General features: G+C 71.1%; 12 protein-coding genes. All 12 read right to left on the bottom strand.

All coding sequences use genetic code 11. The features are described from left to right. Nucleotides 1-71: 71 nt before the first annotated feature. The 12 genes from ITJ60_RS16395 to murD all read right to left on the bottom strand — a co-directional run bounded on the left by ITJ60_RS16395 (nt 72) and on the right by murD (nt 12,345). Entirely contained in the window at nt 72-1,001 is a 930-nt protein-coding gene (locus ITJ60_RS16395) for an RluA family pseudouridine synthase (RefSeq protein WP_194648709.1), read from the bottom strand. Further along, nucleotides 998-1,729: a signal peptidase II gene (gene lspA, locus ITJ60_RS16390; RefSeq protein ID WP_228510548.1), complete on the bottom strand. Its 732-nt coding sequence runs from the start codon at nt 1,727-1,729 to the stop codon at nt 998-1,000. The genes ITJ60_RS16395 and lspA overlap by 4 nt, the downstream gene beginning before the upstream one ends. 2 nt (nt 1,730-1,731) lie before the next feature. Continuing rightward, nucleotides 1,732-2,418 (bottom strand): DivIVA domain-containing protein, encoded by a 687-nt coding sequence (locus ITJ60_RS16385; RefSeq protein ID WP_194648708.1) that lies wholly within the window; start codon nt 2,416-2,418, stop codon nt 1,732-1,734. 253 nt (nt 2,419-2,671) lie between these two features. After that, a complete protein-coding gene (locus ITJ60_RS16380) occupies nt 2,672-2,968 on the bottom strand; it encodes a YggT family protein (RefSeq protein WP_111085780.1) in 297 nt (98 codons plus the stop codon). 70 nt (nt 2,969-3,038) lie between these two features. Continuing rightward, entirely contained in the window at nt 3,039-3,620 is a 582-nt protein-coding gene (locus ITJ60_RS16375; protein WP_194648707.1) for a cell division protein SepF, read from the bottom strand. Nucleotides 3,621-3,663: 43 nt separating this feature from the next. Continuing rightward, the gene (locus tag ITJ60_RS16370) at nt 3,664-4,389 is read right to left on the bottom strand and encodes a YggS family pyridoxal phosphate-dependent enzyme (RefSeq protein WP_194648706.1); all 726 of its coding nucleotides are present in this window, start codon (nt 4,387-4,389) and stop codon (nt 3,664-3,666) included. A gap of 7 nt (nt 4,390-4,396) precedes the next feature. Continuing rightward, complete coding sequence (ftsZ, locus tag ITJ60_RS16365) at nt 4,397-5,557, bottom strand: cell division protein FtsZ (protein WP_111085783.1); 1,161 nt, start codon at nt 5,555-5,557, stop codon at nt 4,397-4,399. 145 nt (nt 5,558-5,702) lie between these two features. Further along, entirely contained in the window at nt 5,703-7,079 is a 1,377-nt protein-coding gene (locus ITJ60_RS19395) for an FtsQ-type POTRA domain-containing protein (RefSeq protein ID WP_194648705.1), read from the bottom strand. Further along, complete coding sequence (gene murC, locus ITJ60_RS16355; protein ID WP_123672599.1) at nt 7,076-8,479, bottom strand: UDP-N-acetylmuramate--L-alanine ligase; 1,404 nt, start codon at nt 8,477-8,479, stop codon at nt 7,076-7,078. The genes ITJ60_RS19395 and murC overlap by 4 nt, the downstream gene beginning before the upstream one ends. After that, nucleotides 8,476-9,591, bottom strand: coding sequence for a UDP-N-acetylglucosamine--N-acetylmuramyl-(pentapeptide) pyrophosphoryl-undecaprenol N-acetylglucosamine transferase (locus ITJ60_RS16350; protein ID WP_194648704.1), 1,116 nt, complete (start codon nt 9,589-9,591; stop codon nt 8,476-8,478). Before ITJ60_RS16350 ends, murC begins: the two co-directional genes overlap by 4 nt. Next, nucleotides 9,588-10,847: a putative lipid II flippase FtsW gene (ftsW, locus tag ITJ60_RS16345; protein ID WP_194648703.1), complete on the bottom strand. Its 1,260-nt coding sequence runs from the start codon at nt 10,845-10,847 to the stop codon at nt 9,588-9,590. The genes ITJ60_RS16350 and ftsW overlap by 4 nt, the downstream gene beginning before the upstream one ends. Further along, entirely contained in the window at nt 10,816-12,345 is a 1,530-nt protein-coding gene (gene murD, locus ITJ60_RS16340) for a UDP-N-acetylmuramoyl-L-alanine--D-glutamate ligase (RefSeq protein WP_194648702.1), read from the bottom strand. Before murD ends, ftsW begins: the two co-directional genes overlap by 32 nt. Nucleotide 12,346 lies beyond the last annotated feature (1 nt).

Raw genomic sequence — 12,346 nt, 5'->3', positions numbered from 1 at the left:
GGAACCTCGGCGACCGACGCGACCGACGCGACCGACGCGACGACGCGAACCACGCGACCGGCGCGCGCGCGTCAGGACGAAGCGGCTCGGATGCGGTCGAGTGCGAGGCGCAGGTCGTCGGGGTACTCCGCCTGGAACGACACCCACTCGCCGGTGCGCGGGTGGTCGAACCCGAGCCGGACGGCATCGAGCCACTGGCGGGTCAGCCCGAGCTCCTGCGCCAGGACCGGGTCGGCGCCGTACATCGTGTCGCCGACCAGCGGGTGGCGGGTCGCGGCCATGTGCACGCGGATCTGGTGGGTGCGCCCGGTCTCGAGGTGCACCTCGAGCAGGGTCGCCGACCGGAACGCCTCGAGGGTCTCGTAGTGGGTGACGCTCGGCTTGCCGTCGGCCGTGACCGCGAACTTCCAGTCGCTCGACGGGTGCCGACCGATGGGGGCGTCCACGGTGCCGGAGGTCGGGTCGGGATGCCCCTGCGCGAGCGCGTGGTAGACCTTCTCGACCGTGCGCTCCTTGAAGGCGCGCTTGAGGTGGGTGTACGCGAGCTCGGTCTTCGCGACGACCATGAGCCCCGACGTGCCGACGTCGAGGCGGTGCACGATGCCCGCGCGCTCGGCGGCGCCCGAGGTCGCGATGGTGAACCCCGCTGCGGCGAGGCCCCCGGGCACGGTCGGACCGTCCCAACCGGGCGAGGGGTGCGCGGCGACGCCGACGGGCTTGTCGACGACCACGATGTCCTCGTCGTCGTGCACGATCGTCATCCCGGGCACGGCCGCCGGCACGATGCGCGGCGGCTCCTTCGGGGACCACTCGACCTCGAGCCACGAGTCGGCGTGCAAGCGGTCGGACTTGTCGACGGGGACGCCGTCGACCCGGACCCCACCGGCGGCGACGACGTCGGCCGCGAACGACCGGCTGAACCCGAGGAGCTTCGCGATGGCGGCGTCGACACGCTCGCCGGCGAGCCCGTCGGGGACGGGAAGAGAACGCGACTCGGTCACGTGGCGTCGTGCCCCAGCGCGTCGCGCCGGTCGTGCTGTGCCGGACGGGAGGCCCGCTCCGGCTCCGGCAGGTCCGCTGCGGGTGCTGCAGTGCCGGTTGCGGGCGCTGCAGCGTCGGTCGCGGGCGCTGCTGCGTCGGTTGCGGGCACCGAGAACGCGGCCCCGCCGTCGAGCGGCTCCGTCGTGTCCGCCTGCGCAGCGCGCTTGGCGGAGACCGTGCGGGACCCGTCGAGGTTCACCCCGAGGATCACCAGCAGCACGAAGACCACCATGCTGATGCAGATGAACGAGTCGGCGACGTTGTAGATCGCCGGCATCATCCACGGCGTCGAGATGAAGTCGACCACGTGGCCGCGGCCGAAGCCGGGCTCACGGAAGAGTCGGTCGATCAGGTTGCCGAGCGCGCCGCCCAGCAGCATGCCGAGCACGACGGCCCACCACATCGACCGGATCCGGCGCGAGTAGATGATGATCGCGACGACGACCGCCGCCGAGATGATCGAGAACACCCACGTCATGTTCACCGCGAAGGAGAACGCCGCCCCGGGGTTCCGGACGTAGAGGAACTGGAGCGCCCCGCCCAGGATCGGGACGGGGGCGCCGTACGGCAGGTTCGCGACGACCAGCGCCTTCGCGACCTGGTCGAACGCCACCACCACGACAGCGGCGAAGGCCAGTGCCGCGATCGCGCGGACACTGACCTTCGCTCGTGATGCTGGTCGCGACAACGTCAGTTGCCGAAGCCCTGCGCCGATGCCGGCGCCGGGGTGAGACCGGACTGCTCGTTCGAGGAGTCGAGCTCGGAGAGCTGCCCCTGGATGTAGCTCTTGAGCTGGGCGCGGTAGTCGCGCTCGAACGTCCGGAGCTCGTCGATCTTGCCTTCGAGCTGGCGCTGCTCCTGCTCGAGCACCTGGACACGCTGACGGTTCGTGTTCTCGGTGTCGGCGATGATCTGGCGCTGCTTGGCCTCGGCCTCGGACACGAGACGCGCTGCCTGGGCGGTGCCCTCGGCGATGAGCGCGTCACGCTTCTCGACACCTTCGCGGACGTGCTCCTCGTGGAGACGACGCGCGAGCGTCAGGAGGTTCGTGGTGCCCTCGGTGTCCTCGTCCGCCGGGACCGTGGTCGCCGGGGCGGCCGCTGCGACCGGAGCGGGCTCCGGAGCCGCCTCGACCGGGGCCGGCACGGGCTCCGGTTCGGGCTCTGCCGCGGGAGCGGGCTGCTCGGTCTGCGCCGACTGTGGGGCCGACTCGGCCGCCTGCAGGCGCTGGCGGAGCTCGTCGTTCTCCGCGGTCAGGCGACGCAGCTCGACCACGACCTCGTCGAGGAAGTCGTCGACCTCGTCCTGGTCGTAGCCCTCGCGGAACTTCGTCGGCTGGAACCGCTTGTTGACTACGTCTTCCGGCGTCAAAGCCATTGCCGTCACCTCAATAGAACTGCTGAACGTGTGGAACCACTTGCGTCGTGACCGAACGTACCAGTCACCACGTGTGGTGCGGATGCCGCGCCGGAGGCGAGCATCGATCCCGACCACCGTACACCGACGACGGGCAGGAACGACGATCGCTGCATCGGCGCGGCGCGTGTCGCGGACCTGGATCGAGCCAGGATCGAGCCAGGATCGAGCCAGGATCGGACCTTGACCGGGTCAGGATCGGACCTGGATCGGGTCAGACCGCGACGGCGATGCCGTTGACGACGACCCGGGCGATGATCACGACGAGCATGACGATCGTCCAGCCGAAGTCGAGTGCCACCGGCCCCATGCGGAGCGGCGGCAGGACCCGCCGAACCGCGCGGATCGGCGGATCGGTGATCGTGTAGACGAACTCGGAGACCACGAGCAGTCCCCCGCGCGGCCGCCAGGACCGGTTGAAGTTCTGCACGAGGTCGAGCGCGAACCGCCCCCACATCACGAAGAAGTACAGCAGGAGGGCGAGGGAGATGATCCCTAGGATCACGGACACGATGGGGCTCGCTCGTCTCGGGCGAGTGCCGTCATGCGACGACGCTCACGGGCGGGTGGCCGGGTGCGGCTCAGGACTGGGCGAAGAAGTTCGCCTCGATGTCGGACTCTACCTCAGCCGGCTCACCGCTCACTGCGACGTGTGCGGGCGACAGGAGGAAGACCTTGTTCGTGACGCGCTCGATCTTGCCGTACAGGCCGAGCGACAGGCCGGAGGCGAAGTCGATCATGCGTCGGGCGTCGTTCTCGGTCATCTGCGAGAGGTTGATGATGACGGGGATCCCGTCGCGGAAGCTCTCGGCGATGGACTGGGCGTCCTTGTACTCGCGCGGGTGGACGGTGAGGATCTCGTTCATTTCCTGGACCGGGGTCGCCTTCTGTGCAGTCGTGTGCGAGCGGCGGAGCGGAGTGACCTGAGCGCCGCGCTGGTGGGTGTGCGTCTTCGTCGCAGCCGGTGCAGCTGCGGGCGCCGCGGCCGGAGCAGTCGTGGCGACCGGGGCAGCCGCCGGTGCGGGACTCTCAGGTGCAGCGGCAGGAGCGGCCGGAGCCTGCTGGCGCGCGGGCGCGGTCTGCTGCGGCTGCTCGTCCTCGTAGTCGAGTTCCTCGTCGGCGAGGCCGAGGTAGACCATCGTCTTCTTCAGCGGGTTGGCCATGGTTCCTCCGGAGGTTGGTGCACGTGGATGCCCTGCAACGAGGCTAGGGTGCCGCCGGCCGATTTCCGGTGATTGCGGTACCGATCCGCAGGTGTGTCGCGCCCTCGAGCACGGCGTCGGCGTAGTCGCCGCTCATGCCGGCCGAGATGTCGGTGGCGCCGGGCTCGAGCGCCACGACCCGGTCCGAGATCGCCCGCAGTCGGGCGAACGCCGCACGGGGCTGCTCGTCCAGCGGCGCGACGGCCATGACCCCGCGCAACCGGATGGTGCCGGTCTCGAGTACGCGTTCGGCCATCGCCTCGACGTCGTCCGGTTGCACGCCGCCGCGGCCGGGGTCGTCGGTCAGGTTGACCTGCACGAACCCGTCGATCACCGGTGGCTCCGGCTCGGCCTCGGTCGGTGCGAAGGCATCCACGACCGACGTGCGGTCGAGGGACTGCACGACGTGCGCGTAGCGACGGACCTGTCGGGCCTTCTTCGACTGCAGCTGCCCGATGAAGTGCCAGATCAGGTCGAGGTCGGCGAGTTCGGCAGCCTTGGCCTGTGCCTCCTGGTGGCGGTTCTCCCCCACGTCGGTGACGCCGAGTGACGCCAGCCCACGGACGAGCGACGCCGGGTGGTACTTCGTGACGACGATCAGCGTGAGGTCGTCGGCCGAACGCCCTGCGGCGCGGGCCGCGTCGGCGATGCCGCTCCGGACGGACGCAACGCGCGCCTCCAGTCCGTCGTCGTGGGACGAGGCGGACGGGAGGCGCGGATCACCTGCCATGGAACGGTTACTTCAGGAAGTCGGGGACGTCGAGCTCGTCGTCGTCGTCGAACGCCGGGTCGGCGGCGCGCTGCACCGGCGGCTGGTGTTCCTGCGAGGCCCAGGAGGGGCTCGACGTGCTGGAGTCCTCGATCGCACCGGTCGACGCGGCGACGGGGGCCGTCGCGCTCGACTCGGGGTCGACGTAGCTCGAGCGACGCTCCTTCTGCTGCTGCGCCGGCTCGCCGCCGTCGAAGCCCGCGGCGATGACGGTCACGCGGACCTCGTCGCCGAGGGTGTCGTCGATGACCGCACCGAAGATGATGTTCGCCTCGGGGTGCACGGCTTCCTGCACCAGACGCGCGGCGTCGTTGATCTCGAAGATGCCGAGGTTCGAGCCACCCTGGATCGACAGCAGCACACCGTGCGCTCCGTCGATCGAGGCCTCGAGCAGCGGGGACGCGACGGCGAGCTCGGCGGCCTTGATGGCACGGTCGGCACCGCGCGACGAGCCGATGCCCATGAGCGCGGAACCCGCACCCTGCATGACGGACTTGACGTCGGCGAAGTCGAGGTTGATGAGCCCCGGGGTGGTGATGAGGTCGGTGATGCCCTGCACGCCGGCGAGGAGCACCTGGTCGGCCGTGGCGAAGGCCTCGACCATCGAGATGCCGCGGTCGCTGATCTCGAGCAGGCGGTCGTTCGGGACGACGATGAGCGTGTCGACCTCGTCCTTGAGCCCGGCGACACCGTTCTCGGCCTGCGACTGGCGACGCTTGCCCTCGAAGCTGAACGGCTTCGTGACGACGCCGATGGTGAGGGCGCCGATCGACTTGGCGATGCGGGCGACGACGGGCGCACCACCCGTGCCGGTCCCACCGCCTTCACCCGCAGTGACGAAGACCATGTCGGCACCCGCGAGGGCCTCTTCGATCTCCTCGGCGTGGTCCTCGGCGGCACGACGGCCGACCTCGGGGTCCGCGCCGGCGCCGAGGCCGCGGGTGATCTCGCGGCCGACGTCGAGCTTGACGTCGGCGTCGCTGAGCAGCAGCGCCTGCGCGTCGGTGTTGATCGCGATGAACTCGACCCCACGGAGGCCGAGTTCGATCATCCGGTTGACGGCGTTGACGCCGCCGCCGCCGACACCGACGACCTTGATGACGGCGAGGTAGTTGTGGTTCGTGGTCACGTCAGTCAGGCCTCCGGTTGAACCCTCAACCTCTACTTGAAGTTCAGGGGCAATGCTGGTAGATGTGGTGCTGTCTTCGACGCTACGGGTGGGTTCCGCGCACTGTCGCCCCGCCACGCCGCGTGTCGCCGATCAGGTCGGCAATTCAGTCCTTCGCGCGGATCACGCCGTTGTCCGGCGCCGACACGTCGTACTCGACGACGACACCCGGGTTCCGCGCCGCGTGGTCCTTCACCAGCGCGGCGAGCAGCGCAGCCTTCGCCTCGGAGTCGTCCGGGCTCCCCCACACCACCGTCGACGTGTCGCGCAGCGTCAGGGTCACGTCGTCGGCGGTGGACCCGGCGACCCGCGTGACCTGCGACCGGACGGTCGACGGCAGCGCCAGCACGACCTCGGTCATGGTGCGGAAGCTCGAGGACCCGAGGCGCGCACGGGCGATGTCGGCGAGCGGCATGGTGTCCGGACGCTTCGGCGCCGACTGGACGACGATGCCGGCCGGGTCGACGAGGTCGAACGAGCTGCCGGACTGCACGGCGACGACGGGCGTGCGCTCGGTCACCGTCACCACGAGGGTGTGCGGCGGCGCCTCTTCCGTCACGTAGCTCTCGATGAGCGGGAAGCCCGCGATGTCCTGCTTGATCTCGTCGAAGTCGAGCCGCGCGAGCGGCGTGCCGATCTGGTCGGACAGGGCCTGTCGCAACGCGGTCTCGTCGACGCGGTCGGTGCCCTTGATCTCGATCGTCTGCAGCGCCATGAGCGGCGAGAACACGGCCACCAGGATCGAGACGCCGAGCACGAGCACGATGCCGGCCGCGGTGATCCCGGCGGCGCGACGGTGGCGGCTGCGCCGGGTGAACCGCCGCACCTCGGCGCGCTCGAGCAGGCGACGGCGACGCTTCGCGATGCGCGCCTCACGCGCGGTCTCGGCAGCGCGGACGCCGGCACCGATGGGTGCGTCGTCGTGCTGGACCGGCCGGGAGGCACTCCCCGCGTCGAGCACGTCGGTCACGGTCGCGTCGTGGTCGCCTGCACTGCCCGCCGCGCCCCCGGACGGTCGTCGCGCCCCGTCTCCTCGGGGCGCGTTGCCCGCATCGGGGCGCGAGTCGCGGTGGTCCTCGTCCGGTGTGTACTCGCGCAGGCGGTCGGCGACGGCCCCGAAGCCGGCGCCGACGCGGCGGCCGGCCGCGCCCGCGAGGGTGCCGACGCGGTCGCGCGTCGAGTCGGCGGCATCGGTGGTCGGATCCGCGCCCGCGGACGGTCGTCGCGCCCCGACGCTCGGGGGCGCACCGACCGCTGGGGGGCGCGTCCCGGAGAGCCCGGTGGCCGGGGTGGTGGAGGCCGGGGCCTCGTCGACCGCAGCCGACTCGTCGGGCGTGGGACGGGCCTCCCGGTCGTCGGGTGTGCGCCCGCGGAACGGGAGCCGCGGCATCGAGGGGCCACGACGCTGCCGGGGCGCGTCGGCGCCCTCGACCGGGGTGTCCCTGCGGGCGTCCCCCTCGTCGAACCCCTCGGGTCGCCTCACCGGCCCAACGCTCCCAGCACCTGCGGGATGATCCGGTACACGTCACCGCAGCTGAGCGTCATGATGATGTCGCCGTCGCGGGCGACCGCGGCGGCACGGGCGGCGGCCTCGTCCCAGTCCGGCAGGAACTCCACGCGGGACTGGTCGGCGAACCGTTCCTGCACCAGGGCGCCGGTGACCCCGGGCTCCGGGTCCTCGCGCGCACCGTAGACGTCGAGGACGACCGTGTGGTCGGCGAGCTCCTCGTAGACCCGCGCGAAGTCACCGGCCATCAGACGGGTGCGCGAGTACAGGTGGGGCTGGTGGATGGCGATGATGCGGCCGTCGCCGACGACGTTGCGGGCGGCCTTGAGCGCCGCGGCGACCTCGGTCGGGTGGTGCGCGTAGTCGTCGTAGACCGACACCCCGCGCTCGACACCGTGCAGTTCGAAGCGGCGCTGGGTCCCGCCGAAGGCCTCGAGCCCGCGGATCGCGTCGGCGGCGCTCACCCCCAGGCCGGTCAGGACCGCGAAGGCACCGACGGCGTTGATCGCGTTGTGCCGACCCGGCACGCGGAGGGTCAGGTGGTGTGCCTCGCCGCCGGCGCGGAATGCGACCTCGACGCCCGCGGACTCGATGATCCGCTCGATGCGCACGTCGGCGTCGACGGCCTCGCCGAAGGTGACGACCTCGGGGGCATCGGCACGAGCGCGGATGCCCGCCGTGACGGTCTTCGCGCCGGCGTCGTCGCTCGAGATCACGACGCGCTCGCTCGCCTTCGCGGCGAACTCGACGAACGCCTCGGTGAAGGCCTCCTCGCTGCCGTAGTGGTCGAGGTGGTCGGCGTCGACGTTCGTGATCAGGGCCACGGCGACGTCGTAGAGCAGGAACGAGCCGTCGGACTCGTCGGCCTCGACCACGAACAGGTCGCTCGAGCCCGGCGCCGAACTCGTGCCGAGCGACTGGATGACGCCGCCGTTCACGAAGCTCGGGTCGAGGCCGAGCTCGACCATCGCGGTGACGATCATGCCGGTCGACGTGGTCTTGCCGTGCGCGCCGGCGACCGCGACGAGGCGGTGTTCGGCGATGAGGGCGGCGAGGGCCTGGGACCGGTGCAGCACCGGCAGGCCGCGGCGCTGCGCCTCGAGCAGTTCGGGGTTGTCCGGCCAGAGCGCGCTCGTGACGACGATCGTGTCCGCATCGCCGACGTTCGCAGCGTCGTGGCCGATGTGCACCGCGGCGCCGAGGTCGCGCATGATGCCCGTCGTCTCGGTCTCGCGGGAGTCGCTGCCCGTCACGCGGTGGCCGGCGGCGAGGAACATCCGGGCGATGCCGCTCATGCCGGCGCCGCCGATGCCGACGAAGTGGACGGTGCCGAGGTCGTCCGGGATCGGCTGCGTCAGGTCCGGCTTGATGGTCATGGTTCCTCCGTGGTGCTGGCGGCGCCGTTGCCTCGTGCGGTGCCTCGTGCTGCGTCCAGGACGAGGTCGGTCATCCGGTCCGCGCCGTCGCGGTGTCCGACGCTGCCCGCCCTGACCGTCATGTCCGCGATGCGGGCCCGGTCCTGCAGGATCGTCAGGAGCTGGAACGTCACCCAGTCGGGGTCGAATTCCCCGTCCGCCACGAGCACTGCTCCCCCGGCGTCGACGACGTCCTTGGCGTTGTGCCGCTGCTCGCCGTTGCCGACAGGGTACGGCACGAGCACGCTCGGCAGCCCGACCGCGGTGAGCTCGCAGACCATGCCGGCGCCGGAGCGCGACACGACGAAGTCGCTCGCCGCGTACGCCAGGTCCATCCGGTCGCAGTAGGCGAGCACGTGGTAGCCGTCGAGGTCGCTCGGGCCGATGTCCGACGCCGCCCCGACCACGTGCAGGACCTGCCAGCCGGCGCCCACGATGGTCGCCGCCGACTTGTTGATCGTGCGGTTGATGCTGCGCGCGCCCGAGGAGCCCCCCGTGACGAGGAGCACCGGGCGAGCCGGGTCGAGCCCGAACTCGGCGAGGGCCTCAGCGCGGCTGGCACGGCGGTCGAGCGACTCGATCTCGCGCCGGAGCGGCATGCCGACGACCCGGCCGTGCCGCAGTCGGGTGTTCGAGAAGGTCAGGCCGACGTGCTCGGTGAGGAACGCGGCGAGGCGGTTCGCCAACCCCGGCTTCGCGTTCTGCTCGTGCACGACGATCGGGGTGCCGGTGCGACGAGCTGCGATGTACGCCGGCGCCGCCGCGTAGCCGCCGACGCCGAGGACGACCTCGACCTCGTGCTCGAGGATGATCTGCTCGGTGCGCTTGACCGCCGCGGCGAAGCGCTGCGGGAAGCGCAGGGCCGCGCCGTTCAACTTCCGGGGGAACGGCAGGCGCGGGATCGTCAGGAGCTCGTAGCCGCGCATCGGCACCAGGCGGGACTCCAGGCCCTCGGCGGTGCCCAGGACGAGCACCTCGGCGTCCGGCTCGCGCTCGGTCAGCCGGTCGGCGACCGCGAGCAGGGGGTTGACGTGTCCGGCGGTGCCCCCGCCGGCGAAGAGGTACTTGCTCACCGGAGTCGTCCGTTCGTGGTGGTGCTGTCGAGGGGCGCGTTCGTGGTGCGCGGGACGTTCTTGCCGGGCAGGTCGCGGGCGAACGACAGCACGACGCCGATCGCCACCAGGGTCATGATGAGCGCGGACCCGCCGGCCGAGATCAGCGGTAGTGGGACGCCGAGGACCGGCAGCAGGCCGAGCACCACGGCGATGTTCACGAGCGCCTGGCCGATGATCCACGCCAGGATGCCGCCCGTGACCGTCTTCACGAAGGGGTCGCGAGACTGCCGGATGATCTTGATCATGCCGACGGCGAGCACGACGAACAGTGCGAGGACGACGACGGCGCCGATCAGGCCGAGCTCTTCGCCGATGATCGCGAAGATGTAGTCGTTGTCCGCCTCGGGCAGCCACGACCACTTCGCCTTCGAGTTGCCGAGTCCGACGCCGAACACGCCGCCGGACGCCAGCGCCCACATGCCGTGCACGGGCTGCCAGCACAGGTCGGCGTACTGGTTCGAGTCGGTGCAGCCGGACAGCCACGCGCTGATGCGCACCTGACGGGAGGACGAGGCCATCGTGACGAACGGCAGCATGACCGCCATCGCCGCCAGGCCGACGAGCAGGTGCCGCGCGCGGGCCCCGCCGACGTAGAGCGCGCCGAGGATCAGGATGAGCATGATCATCGCGGTGCCCTGGTCGCCACCGAGGATCACGAGGCCGAGCGACAGGAGCGAGGCGATCCCGATCGGGATGAACACCTCTTTCCAGTCGTCGAGCTTGTCGCGCTTGACGTACATGATCGCGCCGATGCCCAGCACCAGCCCGAGCTTCACGACCTCGGACGGCTGCGCGGTGAACGAGCCGATGCCGATCCAGTTCCGGTTGCCCTGGACGTCGATGCCGAGCGGTGTGTACACGAGGAGCTGCAGGACGAGGGCAGCGCCGAGCAGTCGCATCGCCCACTTCCGCCACAGCCGCGTCGGGACACGACTCGCGATGAGCATGAGCGGGACGCCGAGGACGGCGTACAGACCCTGGCGGGACGCTGCACCGAAGAAGTCGTGCGTCGCGGCGTACTGTTCGACGCTCGACGACGACAGCACCATCACGACGCCGAAGACGACCAGGAAGAGTGTGACGCCGAGGATCGTGTAGAAGGTGCTGGACTCGGCGACGAAGACGTTCTTGACGGCGACGAGTGCACCGTTCGTGCGACGCGGGTTGCCCGTCGCCGGCGTGCTACGACTGTTCGGAAGATCCGTCGTCGCCATCGGCGTTGCCTCCCAGGTGCTCGTGGACCGCCGCCGCGAAACGACGCCCCCGGTCGGCGTAGGAGCCGAACTGGTCGAACGACGCAGCCGCCGGGGCGAGGAGGACCGTGTCGCCCGGCCTCGCGACCGATGCGGCATGCCGGACCGCCTCGGGCATGACCTGATCAGTGTCCGTCGTCTCCACCTGGAGCACCGGCACCCCGGACGCGTGTCGCGCGAATGCCTCCAGGACGGGGGTCCGGTCGGTGCCGATCACGACGACGGCACGGACCTCCGGGCCGAAGCGTGCGACGAGCCCGTCGACGTCGACGCCCTTGAACAGACCGCCGACGATCCACACCACGGTGTCGAACGACGCGAGCGAGGCGGTGGCGGCGTGCGGGTTCGTGGCCTTCGAGTCGTCGACCCACGCGATGCCGGCCGACTCCGCCACGAGCTCCGTACGGTGGTGGTCGGCGCGGAAGGCCCGGACGGCGGAGCGGATCGCACTCGGCTGGACGGTGCCGGCTCGGGCGAGGGCCGCGGCGGCCAGGACGTTCATGGTCATGTGCGGGCTGGCGAGCCCGGCGACCTCGAGGTCGGCGACGGTCGACAGTTCGAGCGCACTGTTCCGACGGTCCTCGGTGAAGGCGCGGTCGCAGAGGACGTCCTCGACGATGCCGACGTCACCGGGCGCGGGCACGCCCGGCGTGAAGCCGACGGCGCGGCAGCCCTCGACGACGTCGGCGTCCTGCACCATGTCGCGCGTGACGTCGTCGGCGGTGTTGTAGACGCACGCCATCACGGTGCGCTCGTAGACCTTGGCCTTCGCGGCGCGGTACGCCGCGGCGGAGCCGTGCCACTCGAGGTGGTCGTCGGCGATGTTCAGGCAGGCGCTCGCGAGCGGCACGACCGCGCCGTCGCCCGAGGTCGCCATGTAGTGCAGCTGGTGACTGGAGAGCTCGACGACGAGCACGTCGTAGCCGTCCGGGTCGCGCACGACGTCGAGCACCGGCACGCCGATGTTGCCGCACGCGACCGCGCGCAGGCCGCCGGCCTCGTACATCGCGGTCGTGAGCTGCGTCGTGGTGGTCTTGCCGTTCGTGCCCGTGATCGTGATCCACGGCGCCGCGACCGGACCGCGCACGACCTTGTCGCGCACGCGCCAGGCGAGCTCGATGTCGCCCCAGACGGTGCTGTTCCGGGCGGACCACTCGACGGTCGCGTTGTGCGGCGGCAGGCCGGGCGACACGATGACGACGTCCGGTGCCTGCTCCTGCAGCGCGGCCGGCACGGTGTCGAGCGGCGTCTGCACGAAGCGCGCGCCGATGACGTCGAGCAGCTCGACGCTGTCCGACGGCGCGTCGGACGAGTAGACCGTCACCGCACTGCCGAGCTCCACCAGGGTGTCGGCGACCGAGAACCCGGTCGCGCCGAGCCCGAGGACGGCGACGTTCAGGCCCTTCCACCCCTCGGAGTACCAGCTGTCGAGGGACTGGAGGCGGGAGGACGAGGACACC

Origin of the sequence: Curtobacterium sp. VKM Ac-2884 (assembly GCF_015350945.1) — a bacterium.
Taxonomy (GTDB): domain Bacteria; phylum Actinomycetota; class Actinomycetes; order Actinomycetales; family Microbacteriaceae; genus Curtobacterium.
The sequence above is the reverse complement of the archived record's forward strand: the minus strand, read 5'-3'. Positions and strand labels throughout refer to the sequence as shown.